The following is a 15,370-nucleotide window of genomic DNA, read 5'->3' on the forward strand; positions in this document are numbered from 1 at the left end:
AACGCCATGTGCGTCGTCTGCGGCTGCTCCAGCGGCCATTCCCATCAGAGTCACTCGCATCCCGCGGCAGACCCGGTATCCAGCACGGACGCGGTGGCCGATGCCGGCGGCGACCTGCATTACGGCCGCGGCATTGCCGGGGTATCGCTGCCCGGCGTCAGCCAGTCGCGCACCATCCAGATCGAGCAGGATGTACTCGGCGAGAACGACCGCCACGCCATGCGCAACCGCCAGGGCTTCGAAAGCCACAATGTGCTCGCCCTGAACCTGGTATCAAGCCCCGGCTCGGGCAAGACCACCCTGCTCTGCGCCACTCTCCAGGCCTTGCGCGCGCAGCACCCGCAGCTACCGCTGGCGGTGATCGAAGGTGACCAGCAGACCAGCAACGACGCCGAACGCATCCGCGCCACCGGTGTCGCGGCGATCCAGGTCAACACTGGCAAGGGCTGCCATCTCGATGCACGCATGGTTGCCGATGCCTATGCGCGCCTGCCGCTGCACGATGCGGTGCACGCCCATGGACACACCCATGCTGCACCGCTGCAGGCACCCACGGCCGGTGGCCTGGGCGCTGGCACATTGCGCCCGGTCAAGCCCAGCCACCCGGCCGGCATCCTGTTCATCGAGAACGTCGGCAACCTGGTCTGCCCTGCCCTGTGGGATCTGGGTGAAGCGGCCAAGGTGGCGATTCTTTCGGTGACCGAGGGTGAAGACAAACCGCTGAAGTACCCTGACATGTTCGCTGCCGCGGGATTGATGCTGCTGACCAAGACCGACCTGCTGCCGCACCTGGACTTCGACGTGCAGCGTTGCCTGGAGTATGCCCACCGGGTCAACCCCGGTTTGCGCGTGATCCAGCTCAGTGCCCGTGATGGCAGTGGCATGCAGGCCTGGCTGGACTGGTTGCTCGGCGCCGCAACGCTCGGCGCCGACGCTCGATCCGCACGCATCGCAGTCCTGGAAGCGGAGCTCGCTCAGCTCAAGGCCCGCCATGATTGAGCTGAGAATCCAGAACCTGCCCGGTGCGGCGATCTGGCCGCCGGTTCTGGCCTGCGGCGCTTGGCTGAAGAACAGTGCCTGCCTGCTGCAAGGTGAGCAGGTCATCTGGTCCCCGGTGCATGGTGACCTGGGTGAGCCGGACAACTGCCTGGCGCTGGAAAACTCGCTGGAGCAGTTGCTCGCCCACGCCGAAGGCCCCCTGCGTGCCGTCGCCCACGACCTTCACCCGGACTTCCACAGCACCCGGCTGGCACTCGAGACGGCAGCGCGCCTGGGCGCCCCGGCGCTGGGCGTGCAACATCACCACGCGCACATCGCCGCCCTGCAAGCCGAACACGGCCTGCGGGGGCCAGCCCTCGGTCTGGCGCTGGATGGCGTGGGCCTGGGTACTGACGGCAACGCCTGGGGCGGCGAGTTGCTGTGGCTCGACCACGGTGCCTGGCGCCGCCTGGGAGCCCTGCTGCCGCTGCCCCTGCCCGGTGGCGATATCGCCGCTCGCGAGCCATGGCGCCTGGTCGCCGCGGCACTGCAACTGCTCGGGCGCAGCGCAGAGATCGGCCCGCGCCTGGCTCCACTGGTGGGCGCCGCCGCTACCACCACCGTGGCACGGATGCTCGAGCGCCAGCTCAACTGTCCAACCAGCAGCGGCGCCGGGCGCTGGTTCGATGCCGCTGCCGGCATTCTCGGGCTGAGTCTGCGCCAGACGTTCGAGGCCGAAGCGGCGATTGCCCTGGAACGCTGCGCGACCGAGTATCTGAGTCGACATCAGGCACCAAGCGTCGACGGCCTCTGGCAAGTGCGCCACGACGGGCGCCTGGACCTGTTGCCGCTGCTGGCCCGCCTGTTCGAGCTGGCCGACCAGGGGCACGCCGATGAAGGCGCCGCGCTGTTCCATCTGGCCCTGGCCGCCGCCCTGGCCGACTGGGTCGCCCGGCAGCCCGCAGCGCTCCCGGTGCTGTTGGGTGGCGGCTGCTTTGCCAATCGCCTGCTCAGCACGCAACTGGGCGATCTGCTTTCACGCCAGGGCCGGCCTGTGTTCGTCCCGCAAACCGTCTCCTGCGGCGATGCCGGCCTGGCCCTGGGGCAGGCCTGGGTCGCCGCTCAGTGGGCCGACCCGATCTGTCAGGCGGCGCTGCCGCTGGAGGATATTGCCCCATGTGTCTAGCCATTCCCGCCCGCGTGGTCGAACTGCGCGATAACGGCCAGGCGCTGGTCGACCTCGGCGGCATCCGCAAGGAAATCTCCCTGGCGCTGGTCGACGGCGTGCAACTCGACGACTACGTGATCGTCCATGTCGGCTATGCCCTCGGGCTGATCGACCCGGAGGAAGCACAGCGCACCCTGGAAATGTTCAACGAGCTGGGTCAGTCCCAGGGGCTGGAGCCATGAAGTACATCGATGAATACCGCGACGGCGAACTCGCCCGGCAGATCGCCGAACGCATCCGAGCGACGGCGCAACCGGAGCGTGAGTACCGCTTCATGGAATTCTGCGGTGGCCATACCCATGCCATTTCCCGTTATGGCGTGAGCGACCTGCTGCCCGGCAACGTGCGCATGATCCATGGGCCTGGCTGCCCGGTCTGCGTGCTGCCGATCGGGCGCATCGATCTGGCCATCCGCCTGGCCATGGAGCGCCAGGTGATCCTCTGCAGCTATGGCGACACGATGCGCGTGCCAGCCTCCGATGGGCTCTCGCTGCTGCGCGCCAAGGCCCGCGGCGCGGATATCCGCATGATCTACTCGCCCCACGATGCGCTGAAGATCGCCGAGGCCAACCCTGAGCGCGAAGTCGTGTTCTTCGCCGTCGGCTTCGAGACCACCACCCCGCCCACCGCCCTGGTGATTCGCGAGGCGGCGCGCCGTGCCGTAGACAACTTCAGCGTGCTCTGCTGCCACGTCCTCACGCCACCGGCCATCGCCCATATTCTCGACGCACCGGCCGACCAGGCAGTAGCGCTGGATGGCTTCATCGGGCCGGCACACGTCAGCGTGGTCATCGGCGCGGATGCCTATGCCGAATTCGCCCGGCGCTACTGCAAGCCGGTGGTGATCGCCGGGTTCGAGCCGCTGGACGTACTGCAGTCCATCCTCATGCTCGTGCAGCAGGTCAATGAAGGCCGCGCCGAAGTGCAGAACGAATTCATCCGTGCGGTGAGTGACGAAGGCAGTCGGCCAATGCAAGCGCTGATGGAGGAAGTCTTCGAGCTGCGCGAGTGCTTCGAATGGCGTGGACTGGGCGAGATGCCTGCCAGCGCTCGACGCATCCGTGCGACCTTTGCCCGGCACGATGCCGAAGCGCGCTTCGCCCTGCACTACCAGTCCGTGCCGGACCACAAGGCCTGCGAGTGCGGGCCGATCCTCAGGGGGCAGAAACGCCCCGTCGACTGCCGACTGTTCGGCACGGTCTGCACCCCGGAGAACCCGATCGGTTCGTGCATGGTTTCCAACGAAGGCGCCTGCGCCGCGCACTACGCCTACGGGCGCTACAAGGACATCGAGGTAACCCGCGTATGAACGCCCCCTCCGCCGTCAAACGCGGCTACGTACGCGCGCTGAATCTGCGCGACGGCCGCATCGAAATGGCCCATGGCTCCGGTGGACGCGCCTCGGCGCAACTGATCGAGGAAATCTTCCTGCGCGCCTTCGACAATCCCTGGCTGCGCCAAGGCAACGATGGCGCGACGCTGACGCCGGTGATCGGCGCCGGCGAGAGGCTGGTGATGGCTACCGACGCCCATGTGATCTCGCCGCTGTTCTTCCCTGGCGGCGATATCGGCAGCCTGTCGGTACATGGCACCGTGAACGACGTCGCCATGAGCGGCGCGCGCCCCCTGTACCTGTCGGCCAGCTTCATTCTCGAAGAAGGCTTCCCCCTCGCCGACCTCAAGCGCATTGCCGACTCCATGGGTCGCGCCGCGCAGGAGGCCGGCGTCGCCATCGTCACCGGCGATACCAAGGTGGTCGAACGCGGCAAGGGCGACGGTGTGTTCATCAGCACCACGGGGGTTGGCGTCGTGGCTGCCGACATCGATACCAGCGGCAACCGCGCACGGCCCGGTGATGTGATCCTGGTGTCCGGTAGCATTGGCGAGCATGGCGTGGCGATTCTTTCGCAACGGGAGTCCCTGGAATTCGAAACGCAGATCCGCTCCGACAGTGCCGCCCTGCACACACTGGTGGCCTGCATGCTGGCGGCAGTCCCGGGGCTGCATGTACTGCGCGACCCAACCCGCGGCGGGCTGGCGACCACGCTCAACGAGATCGCTGGCCAGTCCGGCGTGGGGATGCTCCTCGACGAAGCCGCCATTCCTGTGCAACCCCAGGTGGAAGCCGCCTGCGAACTGCTCGGGCTCGACCCCCTGTACGTCGCCAACGAAGGCAAGCTGGTGGCTATCTGCTCCGCGCAGGACGCCGATAATCTGCTGCAGGCCATGCGTGCGCACCCCCTGGGGATGCAGGCCGCACGCATCGGCAGCGTCATCGAGGACAGCCACGGTTTCGTGCAGATGCAGACCCGCTTCGGCGGTCGCCGCATTGTCGACTGGCTGGCAGGCGAACAACTGCCAAGGATCTGCTAGCGGTCGGGACGCGACTCGGTACCGGCGCCTCGCCGGAAAACAAAAGGCCCCTTGCGGGGCCTTTGTCGTTTGCCGGTTTAGCGTGAGGCCTTGCGACGCAGGGCCGAGGGGCTGAAGTTGGAATCATCCGGCGCCGGCTGGCTGAAGTCGGCGGTGCCGGTTTCCTCGTTGTCCAGCCACTGGATGCTGTAACGGTGCGCCTGAAGGTCGTGGAAGGTGTCCAGGGCAGTCCAGACCATCGGCTGCTCGTAGAAGCTCTTCAAGTAGGCCAGCGACACCCGCCACAGCTCCCCGCGGCCGTCGTACTGGTCGACCACGGCGGCGCCCCAGCTGTCCTCGTCCAGGTACAGGGTGCGACGCGAGTAGATGTGCCGCGCGCCGGGCTTCAGCTTGCCGTCCACCACCCACACACGGTGCAGTTCGTAGCGGGTGTACTTGGGATTGACATGGCCGGGAGTGAGCAGGTCCTTGTACTTAACCTCCGGGCTGGTGATCTGGTAGTTGTTGTAGGGGATGTAGATTTCCTTCTTGCCTACCAGGGTCCAGTCGTAGCGGTCCGGCGCGCCGTTGTACATGTCGGTGTCGTCGGCGGTGCGCAGGCCGTCGGAGTCTTCGATGGGGGTGTCGTAGGCCAGCGTCGGAGCGCGCCGCACGCGGCGCTGACCGGGGTTGTAGCCCCAGGCCTGGCGCGGCTCCTTGACCTGGTCGAGGGTCTCCTGCACCAGCGCGCCGTTACCGGCCAGGCGCGCCGGAGCAGTGGTGAAGGTCATGTAGTAGAACAGCGTGTTGCCGAGCTTGTCGTAGCTGCCCTTGGGATCGTAGAAGCGGAACAGCGCCTCGTCCTGCGAAGTCACCAGCGAGTACGCGCCATTGCGCTGCACACCAGCCTGGGACGAGCGCCGCACGATATAGGTGCCACGGTAACGGGCGATGTGGTTCCACACTGCTTCCACGCCGCTCTGCGGAATCGGGAACGGTACGCCGCCGTAAGCGTCGGAGAAGCCGTTGCCGCCTTCGACGAGCTTGGCGCTGGTGGCGTTCTTGAAGATGTTGTCGTAGACCCACTGCGGCGCGGAACCGCTGCGGTGGGTCTCGTAGACCGGCATCTGGTAGCTGTCCGGGTAGGCATTGAACAGCGCGATCTGCCCCGCCGTCAGGTTGGCCTTGTACTGGTCGAGGTTGGCCTTGGTGATGACGAACTTGGGCTTCTCGCCGGCGTACGGATCGACATGGTGCGCGCCCGGCCCCTTGTAGCCGGCGGGCGCCGACGTCAGGCCGCCGCTCCAGGCGGGGATGGTGCCGGCGGCATTGCCGGCCTTTTCCGCGCCCATGGGCGTCAGGCTGCTTTTCAGCTGGGCGGCCTGGTCGGCCGAGACGGCAGCACGCGCATCAGTGACAGCGAGTGCCGTCAGCGTGGCAAGGACGATCAGGGAACTCTTCTTGTACATGGTCCTCTCCGGATCAGAACGAGTATTTCGCGGTGATCGAGACGTTGTCGCGGTCGCGCATGGAGTTGCTGGAGCCGGCGCCGTAGTAGTTGGTGTACTGGGTGCCGACCTCGAAGGTATTCAGGTAGCTGGCGTCGATACCGAGGGTGTAGGCCTTGCGTCCCTCGATGAAGTTGCCGGTACGGTCGGAGTTGCCGCTGAAATCCTCCTGGTAAACGGCGTAGGGCGACAGCTTCACCCCAGCGTAGACGTCGTTCCAGCTGCCGGTGAGTAGCAGGGTGTAGCCGTAGCTGTCGCGGCTGATCTGTACGTCGTCGTCGTTGCCGCCGACATAGGCCTTGTCCTGGGCACCGACGAACTTGCGCTCGCTGCCATCCCAGGCGGTGTACTTCAGGCTGCTGCCGCGGATGTGTTCGGAGGCGAGTTCCGCAACGCCGGTCATCGAGTCGAAGCTCAGGTGCGGGCCGAAGTTGTAGATGGTCGACAGCGAGATGTTGTAGGTCTCGGCGCGCTCGTAGTTCTCGAACAGGCTGCCACGGCACAGTTGCTTGCCGGCGACTTCGGCACAGGCCTGGCCGGCGGCGACGCTGCCGTCGTACAGGTTGGTCTGGCCGAGCACGCCCTGGGTCAGCAGGTCGCCGAGCAGGTCGTCGGTGGCGGAGATGCTGATCGGCATGTTCGGCCGATAGGCGATCTCGCCGGAGACCGAGGCGTCGCCCAGCGTCGTGTTGAAGCTGAAGCCGTACATGCGGATGTCTTCGACGTAATCGCGGCGGGCTTCGGCATTGCTCGCCATGTCCAGCGTCGCCAGGCCGGGCACCGCCTCGCCCAGGCCCAGCGGGCCGAGCAGGTTGTTCAATGCATCGACGTCCACGCCCTGGTAGTTGCGCAGGTCGACAGCGACCTGCGGCTCCTTCGAGTGGTAGTTGACGAAGTAGAAGCCGAACTCGGTGGAGTTGAGTTCCTCGGCGATATAGCGGAACGCCACGCCGAACTGGCCGTCATCGCGCGCCTGGATGTCCTTGCCGATGTTGGCGACCTTGAAGGTGCCGGTGTTCGGATCGAGGAAGGCGTTCGGCCCGTGCGGGCCATTGCCCAGCAGACCGAGCGAAGCGACGGTGGGATAACCGGCCAGCAACTGTTTGATCTGCGGATCGGTCTCCGTGGTGTAGGCGGTCTCGCCGCCATCGCTGAACAGGTCGGTATCGGAGAAGTAGGTGCCGACCGAGTCCAGGCGCGTCTCCTTCCACTTCCACTGGTAGAAGGCCTCCATGGACAGGTCGTCGGTCAGGCCGAAGTTGAAGCTCAGGGCTTCCACCGGCACCAGCACTTCCTTGAGTTCGGAACCCGGGAGGTGGAAGCGCGCGGCGTCCACCGGGTTGATCGTATTGATGCCGCCCCGGTAGAACACGCCTTCGCCCCAGTTCAGCACCTGGCGGCCGACACGGCCGGTCAGCGGATGCTCGGCGACATCCCAGCTGCCGGACAGGTAGGCATCGAGCAACTCGGCCTTGCGGCCGGCGATGTGGCGGGTATCGTCGGTGAAGTGATCGTCCTGCGGGTATGACTGGCTGGGGCGCTCCACGCCGTCGGTGGTGCTGTAGTAGTCGTTGCGCTTGTCCATGATCTGCGTGTCGTAGTACGCCGTGCCACGCATGAACAGGCCATAGTTCTGGTACTTCGCCGAGAGATCGGAAGTGAGCTTGAACACCTGGGAGACCAGGCCGGTATCGAAGTTGCGGTTGCCGTCGTCGGCGTTGATATCGCTGATGTTGTTCTTGTCGCGGCCCTGCACGCGCCACATGGCGCCGTAGGACAGCGTGCTGTCCAGCGAGCCGGTGATCTCGTTCTCGGCCAGCTTGAACTCCAGGGCCTGGGCCGACCCCGCCACCAGCAGCGGCAAGAGTCCCATTACCGCCCCCGCCCGCCGCGGCGCCCAGAAAATGGACGAGCGCGCACCCAATCGACTGTTCATAGACAGCATTACCTCCTTGGCCAAGATTTATCGCCCCGGTCATTGCGGCCGGCGCTGTTCTTATTCGTTTCTCGGCTGCCGGCCGCCTCGGACTATGCCGGGCCACCGTGCAGTAACACTCCTGCCAGAGCGCTTGCGGGCGCCTTGGCCCCCTCTCCTCTTCTGTTTGCACGCCGGGAGTTGGGACTATCGTGCAGGCAAAGTAACAAACTGTTTCCCCCCTGCCAATCCGCAGATGTAATCCATGTCATTCGGCGGGTAAAGAAAAGCCCGGCACTTGGCCGGGCTTTTTCATACGGAGAGGCTTACTCGACGGTGAAAGTCTTTTCTGCCAGCAGGCGGTCGCCCTGGAACACCATGAAGCGCCATTGCCCCTGCACCACCTCGTGGTTTTCGGTGAACTGGTAAGCCATCACATCGCTGGGCGCACCCACCACCAGTTTCTGCACCACCTCGAACTTGTCGTGGCGCTGGCCATCCGGCGTCACCACGCCGGGGGTGAAATACAACAGGGTCAGCGGGGTGTCGCCTTCCTGCTTGCCGCTGAGCTGGTAGCGCATGCCGAACTTGGTACCCAGCTTGGCCGGCACGCGGGTGGTCGATTCGATCTCTTGCTCGCTGCGGGTGAGTACGCGCTCGCCCGGCTGGTAATCCTTGTAATTGCTGACGAAGACGCCGTACTCGACCGGGCCATTGACGCGTACTTCGGCAAAGGCCGAGCAAGCGAAGGCGGAAACCAGGGAGAGAGCCAGGGCTGCTGGCAGGCGGGAAATGGACATGTCGCGCTCCTTGTTGGGGTCCGCGCGAGCCTATGACGTCGCCGTGACAGCCTGATGACAGCTTGACGCCGTACGGGGCGGCCGGGCGCCAAGCGTCTATCATGCGTGGATCGAACCACTGGACACCATCATGAGCGACAGCCTGCTAGCCATCCGCCCGCGCGCCGAAGACGTCGAAGGCGTGCGCATCCTGCGGCCCCTGCCGTCGGCCCAGCGCCGCAGCGTCGGCCCCTTCGTGTTCTTCGACCACATGCTGGAAAGCAGCTTCGCGCCGGAACATGGCATGGACATCCGCCAGCATCCGCACATCGGCCTTTCCACCCTCACCTACCTGTTCGAGGGCCAGGTGCAGCACAAGGACAGCCTCGGCTCGGACCAGCTCGTGCTGCCCGGTGATGTCAGCTGGATGACCGCCGGGCGCGGCGTCGCCCACGTCGAGCGAACCCCGGCAGAGCTGCTGCACAGCGGCTCGCGGCTGCACGGCCTGCAGGTCTGGCTGGCGTTGCCGCGCGAGCTGGAAGGTTGCGAGCCCAGTTACAGCCACCACGCCAGCGCCAGCCTGCCGGAAAGCGACAGCCTGGGCGTGCGCATCCGCATGATCGCCGGCACCGGCTTCTGCCTGGAGTCGCCGGTGCCGGTGCGCTCGAAGACCCTCTACGCTGACCTGCAGCTCAGTGCCGGTGCGACCCTGGCAATCCCGGACGAACATCCCGAGCGCGCGCTCTACCTGATCGACGGCGAGGCGCTGCTGGACGACGAGCCGCTACCGCCGCACGTGCTGGTGGTCCTGCCCGAAGGCGTGGATTTCACCCTCTCCGCCTGCGGCGACTGCCATGCGGTGATCATCGGCGGCGAGCCGCTTGACGGCCCGCGGCGGATGAACTGGAACTTCGTCGCCAGCGACCCGGCGCTGATCGACAGCGCCCGCGAGCGCTGGGCCGCGCATGACTGGCCGACGGTGCCGGGCGAACAGCAACGTATCGAGCTGCCGCGCTAGTCGCAAAGAGAAACCGATCGGAAATCGCCGCCGCGCTGTCGAACACCGGCGAATGCTTGAGGACTCGCGCGATGCCCTGCCGTAGCATCGCCCGCCCTGAACCCTTGCCACCGGCAAGCCCGCTACTTCTGGCCCGAGGAGTCCGTGATGGACCAGCCGACCGCCCACCGCCATACCAGCGCCCTCACCGTACTGACCCTGCTGTTCTTCATGTGGGGCCTGATCACGTCGTTGAACGATATCCTCGTGCCACACCTCAAGGCGGTCTTCACCCTCTCCTACGTGGAAGCCTCGCTGGTGCAGTTCTGCTTCTTCGGCGCCTACTTCATCATGTCCTTCCCCGCCGGCCGGCTGGTGGAGAAGGTCGGCTACAAGAGCGGCATCATCGTCGGCCTGGCCACCGCCGGCGTCGGCTGCCTGCTGTTCTACCCGGCGGCCGGCTCGCAGTCCTATCCGTTCTTCCTTGCCGCGCTGTTCATCCTCGCCTCGGGCATCACCTTGCTGCAGGTCGCGGCCAATCCCTACGTGAACGTGCTCGGCCCGGCGTCGACTGCGGCCAGCCGGCTGAACCTCACCCAGGCCTTCAACTCCCTGGGTACCACTGTCGGCCCGCTGGTCGGCTCGGTGACCATACTCGCCATCGGCGCCGGCGCCGCCTCGCAGATCGGCAGTTCTGCCGCCAGTGAGGCGGACTCGGTGAAGACCCCCTACCTGGTGCTGGCCGGGCTGCTGTTTGCGATTGCCGTGCTGATCGCCCTGTTCCGCCTGCCGAAGATCCACCACGGCGAGCCCACCGATGGCGCCGCCGGGCAGAAATCGATCTTCTCCCATCGCCACCTGGTGTTCGGCGTGATCGCGATTTTCTGCTACGTCGGCGCCGAAGTATCCATCGGCAGCTATCTGGTGAGCCTGATGGGGCAGCCGGATATCGCCGGGCTACCGGCGGACCAGGCCGGCAAGTACCTGTCGTTCTACTGGGGCGGCGCCATGCTCGGTCGCTTCATCGGCAGCGCACTGATGCGCACCATCGCACCCAACCGCCTGCTGGCCTTCAACGCCGTCGCCATCGCCGTGCTGATCGGCATAGCGCTGAGCGTCGGCGGGCACGTGGCGATGTGGGCGCTGATCCTGATCGGCCTGTTCAACTCGATCATGTTCCCGACCATCTTCTCCCTCGCCCTGGAAGGCCTGGGCAACCTCACCAGCAAGGGCTCCGGCCTGCTCTGCATGGCCATCGTCGGTGGCGCCGTAATGCCGCTGGTGCAGGCCTCCTTTGCCGATCGCATCGGCCTGCTGCCCTCCTTCGCCGTGCCGCTGGTGTGCTACCTGTACATCGTCTGGTTCGGCGTACGGGGTTACCGCGTCGACCAACCCTCCACAGTCGCTACCGGCAACGCCTGACACAAAACCCTGGCGGGGCGCGCACGACCGGCGCCCCAATCGCCTGATTCCTACAGCCCTATCGGCCTGCTCGCCCTAGCTGGCGCCTGGCCGTTGCCGAAGACTTCCTTCCTTTTCCCTTCACCCCGCTGCGCCAGGGTGTCGGGCATGACACTCTCAGGAAGGAGTCCACCCCGTGGCTGATCCCCTCTCGCTGGTCGTCAACGGCCGGACCTGGTCGCTCGCCGTGGCGGCCGATACACCCCTGTTGTACGTCCTGCGCAACGATCTGCAGCTCAACGGCCCCAAGTACGGCTGCGGCCTGGGCGAATGCGGCGCCTGTACCGTCCATCTCGATGGCGTCGCCACCCGCTCCTGCATCACCCCGGTCTCCGCGGCCCAGGGACGCCAGATCACCACCCTCGAGGGCCTCGGCACGCTGGACGCGCCGCACCCGGTGCAGCAGGCCTTCATCGACGAACAGGCCGCACAGTGCGGCTACTGCACCAACGGCATGGTCATGACCAGCGCAGCCCTGCTCGCCCGCAATCCCGACCCGAGCGACGAAGAGATTCGCCAGGAGTTGGCCTACAACCTGTGCCGCTGCGGCACCCATGTGGAAATACTCAACGCCGTTCGACGGGCCGCTGGCCCGGGCAACGACAGCGGGCAGGGAAACCCGGCATGAACCGGCTCAGTCGCCGCAACTTCCTCAAGGCTGGCGGCGTACTGCTGGTCAGCGTCCAGCTGCCGCGCCCGCTGCTGGCACAGAGCGCTGACAGCACGCTACCGCTCGACCAGGTCGACAGCTTCATCAGCATCGCCGGCAACGGCACCATCACCGCCGCCTGCGGCCATGTCGACCTTGGCACCGGCATCCGCACCGCCCTGAGCCAGATCGTCGCCGAGGAGCTGAACGTCGATCTCAAGCAGGTGACCCTGTTGCTGGGAGACACGCGCTACACCCCCGACCAGGGCCCGACCATCGCCAGTTCGAGCATCCAGGTCAGCGCCATTCCGCTGCGTCGAGCTGCAGCCGAGGCGCGCGAGTTCCTCATGCAGCGTGCGGCGAAGTACCTGAAGGTCAACATCCGCCAGCTCGGCTGCGCCGACGGAGCCATCTTCGACAAACGCCAACCGGCGCGCCGCATCGGCTACGGCGAACTGCTGCAAGGCCAGCGCTTCGAACTGAAGATCGATGCCAGCGCACCGCTGAAGTCCCCCAGCGAATACCGCGTGGTCGGCCACTCGGTGCCGCGCCTGGATATCCCTGCCAAGGTCACCGGCGGGTTGACCTACGTGCACGACATGCGCCTGCCGGGAATGCTCCACGGCCGCGTGGTGCGCCCGCCCTACACCGGCGCCGACACCAGCGCGCCGCTGGGCAGGAGCCTGCTGGAAGTGGACGAAGCGTCCGTCGCCCACTTGCCCGGCTTCGTTCGCCTGGTGGTGGTCGGCGACTTCGTCGGCGTGGTGGCCGAGCGCGAGGAACAGGCGATACGTATCGCCCAGTCACTGAAGGTGCGCTGGAAAAGCTGGAGCGCGCTGCCCCCACTGGGACTCGACGAGCTGGAAGCCACCCTGCGCGCCCACCCCAAGCAGCCACGCATGCTGCGAGACGACGCACAGATGGACGCCGCGCTCGGGCAAGTCGCCCACCCGCTGCAACGCACCTACGTCTGGCCTTACCACCAGCATGCTTCCATCGGCCCGTCCTGCGCGCTCGCCCATCTCGAGGAAGGCGTGATGAAGGTCTGGTCCGGCAGCCAGAACCCCCACAACTTGCGCGCCGACCTGGCGATGCTGCTCGACATGCCGCCCGAGCAGGTCGAAGTCATACGAATGGAAGCGTCCGGCTGCTACGGCCGCAACTGCGCCGATGACGTGGCCGCCGACGCTGCCCTGCTTGCCATGGCGCTGGGCCGGCCGGTGCGCGTACAACTGACGCGCGAACAGGAACACGGTTGGGAACCCAAGGGTTCGGCGCAACTGATCGACGTCCGTGGCGGGCTGGACAGTGACGGCAACGTGCTCGCCTATGACTTCGCCACCTGCTACCCGTCCAACAACGGCATCACCCTGGCGCTGCTGCTCACCTCGCGGGTGGAGGCCAAGGCCCAGGTGACGCAGATGGGCGATCGCACCGCCGTCCCGCAATACGCCTACCCGCACATGCGCGTGGTGTGCAATGACGCCGCACCCATCGTCCGGGCATCCTGGATGCGCGGCGTGTCGGCATTGCCCAACGTATTCGCCCACGAGTCCTACATCGACGAACTGGCGCAGCTGGCCGGGGCCGATCCCATCGAGTTCCGCTTGCGCTACCTGCACGATGAGCGCGCAATTGCGCTGATCAACACACTGGCCAGCTCCGCGCGCTGGCTGCCGCGCGTCTCGCCCAACCCACGGGCGCAGCAGGGCAACCTGCTGGTCGGGCGCGGATTCGCCTATGCGCGCTACTTCCACAGCGCCTTCCCGGGCTTCGGCTCGGCCTGGGCGGCCTGGATAGTGGATGTCGAGGTCGAGCCGCACACCGGCGCAGTCCGCGTGACCGATGTCCACGTGGCACAAGATTGCGGGCAGATGGTCAACCCGGATGGCGTACGCCACCAGGTCCACGGCAACGTGATCCAGGCCACCAGCCGCGCACTGATGGAGTACTCCACCTTCGACCGCGGCGGCGTCACCAGCCTGGAGTGGGGTGGCTATTCGATCCTCGGTTTCCCGGAAGTACCCAAGATCACCGCGCTGCTGCTCGACCGTCCCGGCACTCCGCCGCTGGGGGCCGGCGAGTCGACCTCGGTGCCCAGCGCCGCCGCCATCGCCAACGCCCTGTACGACGCTACCGGCGTGCGCTTCACCCGCCCGCCGTTCACCCCTGAACGGGTCCGTGCCGCGCTGCAGGAGAGGCAATCTTCATGAAAAACACGTCTCTGGCCATCGTCGGCGGGCTGGCTGCTCTCATCATGCTCGGCCTGTTCCTCTCCTGGCAGCCGAGCATCGCGCCGATCGAGCCGCCCGCCCGCGAAAGCTTCGGCGCCGAATCCGTCGCCCGGGGGCAGCGCTTGGCCGCCCTGGGCAACTGCGTGGCCTGTCATACCCGCGATGGCGGCACGCCACTGGCGGGCGGCCGCGCCATGCAGACGCCGTTCGGCACGCTCTACACCTCCAACCTCACGCCGGAGCCCAAGACCGGTATTGGCCGCTGGTCGTTCGATGCCTTCAGGCGCGCCATGCGCGAGGGTATTGCCCGCGAGGGCGACTACCTCTATCCGGCCTTCCCCTATACCGCCTTCACCCGAGTCGGCGACGACGATCTGCGCGACCTTTATGCCTACCTGATGAGCCGCACGGCCGTCGAGGCGGATACGCCGGACAACCGCCTGCCCTTCCCCTACAACCAGCGCCGGATGATGGCGGGCTGGAACTTCCTGTTCTTCGACAAGAGGCCTTTCCAGCCGAAGCCGCAGCGTGATGCGGCCTGGAATCGCGGCGCCTATCTGGTGGAGGGGCTGGGCCATTGCAGTGCCTGCCACACGCCGCGCAATGCACTGGGCGCCGAGCGCACCGGCAAGCAGCGCTTCGCCGGCGCAACCGTGGACGGCTGGCAGGTTCCGCCCCTCAACGGTGGCGGCAAGCCGGCCATCCCCTGGACCCAGGCAACACTGTACGACTACTTGCGCAAAGGCTTCTCGCGCTACCACGGAGCCGCCGCCGGCCCCATGGCGTCGGTGGCCGCCGGGCTGGCGCAGCAACCGGACGCGGACCTGCAAGCCATGGCGCGCTATCTCGCGACCCTGCTTCCGGAGCAACCGGGCGACTTCTCGCCGGAGAAGCAGGCGGCTGAACTGGAGCAGCGCACCTACGGCACCTTGCAGCCTGTCAGTGGCAGCGGTGGACGGCTATTCAAGGGCGCCTGCATGGCCTGCCACCATGACGGTGCCAGCCCGAAGCTCAACGGAGTGCGGCCGTCGCTGGCCGTGAGCAACAACCTGTATGCGCCGACGCCGGACAATCTGCTGAGGGTGATCCTGGACGGCATCGGCAACCCCGCCCGTCCTGAACTGGGCTATATGCCGGCTTTCCGCCATAGCCTGAACAACGCGCAGATCATCGCGCTGGCGCGCTATCTGCGGGAGGACTTCGCCGGCCTGCCAGCCTGGCCGGACCTGGAGTTCAAGGTGGCCAAGCTGCGCTGAATCCGAAACGGGG

General features: G+C 66.5%; 13 protein-coding genes. 10 read left to right on the forward strand and 3 right to left on the reverse strand.

The window, feature by feature from the left end; translation table 11 throughout:
• Positions 1–6: 6 nt before the first annotated feature.
• The 5 genes from hypB to hypE are packed head-to-tail and all read left to right on the forward strand — an operon-like array spanning position 7 to position 4,579.
• The gene (gene hypB / locus N5C91_RS22350; RefSeq protein ID WP_279832047.1) at positions 7–999 is read left to right on the forward strand and encodes a hydrogenase nickel incorporation protein HypB; all 993 of its coding nucleotides are present in this window, start codon (positions 7–9) and stop codon (positions 997–999) included.
• Positions 992–2,164, forward strand: a complete 1,173-nt coding sequence (locus N5C91_RS22355) for a carbamoyltransferase HypF (RefSeq protein WP_279832048.1) — start codon at positions 992–994, stop codon at positions 2,162–2,164. The genes hypB and N5C91_RS22355 overlap by 8 nt, the downstream gene beginning before the upstream one ends.
• Positions 2,155–2,388 (forward strand): HypC/HybG/HupF family hydrogenase formation chaperone, encoded by a 234-nt coding sequence (locus tag N5C91_RS22360; RefSeq protein WP_236174667.1) that lies wholly within the window; start codon positions 2,155–2,157, stop codon positions 2,386–2,388. The genes N5C91_RS22355 and N5C91_RS22360 overlap by 10 nt, the downstream gene beginning before the upstream one ends.
• Positions 2,385–3,515 carry a hydrogenase formation protein HypD gene (hypD, locus tag N5C91_RS22365; RefSeq protein WP_279832052.1) on the forward strand — a complete coding sequence of 377 codons (1,131 nt, stop codon included), beginning with the start codon at positions 2,385–2,387 and terminating at the stop codon, positions 3,513–3,515. The genes N5C91_RS22360 and hypD overlap by 4 nt, the downstream gene beginning before the upstream one ends.
• Complete coding sequence (hypE, locus tag N5C91_RS22370; RefSeq protein ID WP_279832053.1) at positions 3,512–4,579, forward strand: hydrogenase expression/formation protein HypE; 1,068 nt, start codon at positions 3,512–3,514, stop codon at positions 4,577–4,579. The genes hypD and hypE overlap by 4 nt, the downstream gene beginning before the upstream one ends.
• A 77-nt stretch (positions 4,580–4,656) precedes the next feature.
• Here the strand turns inward: hypE and N5C91_RS22375 are convergent, their stop codons facing one another.
• The 3 genes from N5C91_RS22375 to N5C91_RS22385 all read right to left on the reverse strand — a co-directional run bounded on the left by N5C91_RS22375 (position 4,657) and on the right by N5C91_RS22385 (position 8,781).
• Positions 4,657–6,027 (reverse strand): DUF1329 domain-containing protein, encoded by a 1,371-nt coding sequence (locus N5C91_RS22375; RefSeq protein ID WP_236174664.1) that lies wholly within the window; start codon positions 6,025–6,027, stop codon positions 4,657–4,659.
• A 13-nt stretch (positions 6,028–6,040) separates the two neighbouring features.
• Positions 6,041–8,002, reverse strand: coding sequence for a DUF1302 domain-containing protein (locus N5C91_RS22380; protein WP_279832055.1), 1,962 nt, complete (start codon positions 8,000–8,002; stop codon positions 6,041–6,043).
• Between the two features lie 305 nt (positions 8,003–8,307).
• A complete protein-coding gene (locus N5C91_RS22385; RefSeq protein WP_236174662.1) occupies positions 8,308–8,781 on the reverse strand; it encodes a DUF3859 domain-containing protein in 474 nt (157 codons plus the stop codon).
• Between the two features lie 130 nt (positions 8,782–8,911).
• Between N5C91_RS22385 and N5C91_RS22390 the strand changes: the two genes are divergently transcribed.
• From N5C91_RS22390 to N5C91_RS22410, 5 genes are all read left to right on the forward strand, one after another.
• Positions 8,912–9,778, forward strand: coding sequence for a pirin family protein (locus N5C91_RS22390; RefSeq protein WP_279832058.1), 867 nt, complete (start codon positions 8,912–8,914; stop codon positions 9,776–9,778).
• A 147-nt stretch (positions 9,779–9,925) separates the two neighbouring features.
• Positions 9,926–11,179, forward strand: a complete 1,254-nt coding sequence (fucP, locus tag N5C91_RS22395; protein ID WP_279832060.1) for an L-fucose:H+ symporter permease — start codon at positions 9,926–9,928, stop codon at positions 11,177–11,179.
• A gap of 175 nt (positions 11,180–11,354) precedes the next feature.
• Positions 11,355–11,846: a (2Fe-2S)-binding protein gene (locus N5C91_RS22400; protein WP_236199885.1), complete on the forward strand. Its 492-nt coding sequence runs from the start codon at positions 11,355–11,357 to the stop codon at positions 11,844–11,846.
• The gene (locus N5C91_RS22405; protein WP_279832061.1) at positions 11,843–14,080 is read left to right on the forward strand and encodes a molybdopterin cofactor-binding domain-containing protein; all 2,238 of its coding nucleotides are present in this window, start codon (positions 11,843–11,845) and stop codon (positions 14,078–14,080) included. Before N5C91_RS22400 ends, N5C91_RS22405 begins: the two co-directional genes overlap by 4 nt.
• Entirely contained in the window at positions 14,077–15,357 is a 1,281-nt protein-coding gene (locus N5C91_RS22410; protein ID WP_279832063.1) for a cytochrome c, read from the forward strand. Before N5C91_RS22405 ends, N5C91_RS22410 begins: the two co-directional genes overlap by 4 nt.
• Positions 15,358–15,370: the final 13 nt, after the last annotated feature.

This window comes from Pseudomonas sp. GD03903, assembly GCF_029840045.1.
In the GTDB taxonomy this organism is placed as follows: Bacteria; Pseudomonadota; Gammaproteobacteria; order Pseudomonadales; family Pseudomonadaceae; genus Pseudomonas; species Pseudomonas pseudonitroreducens.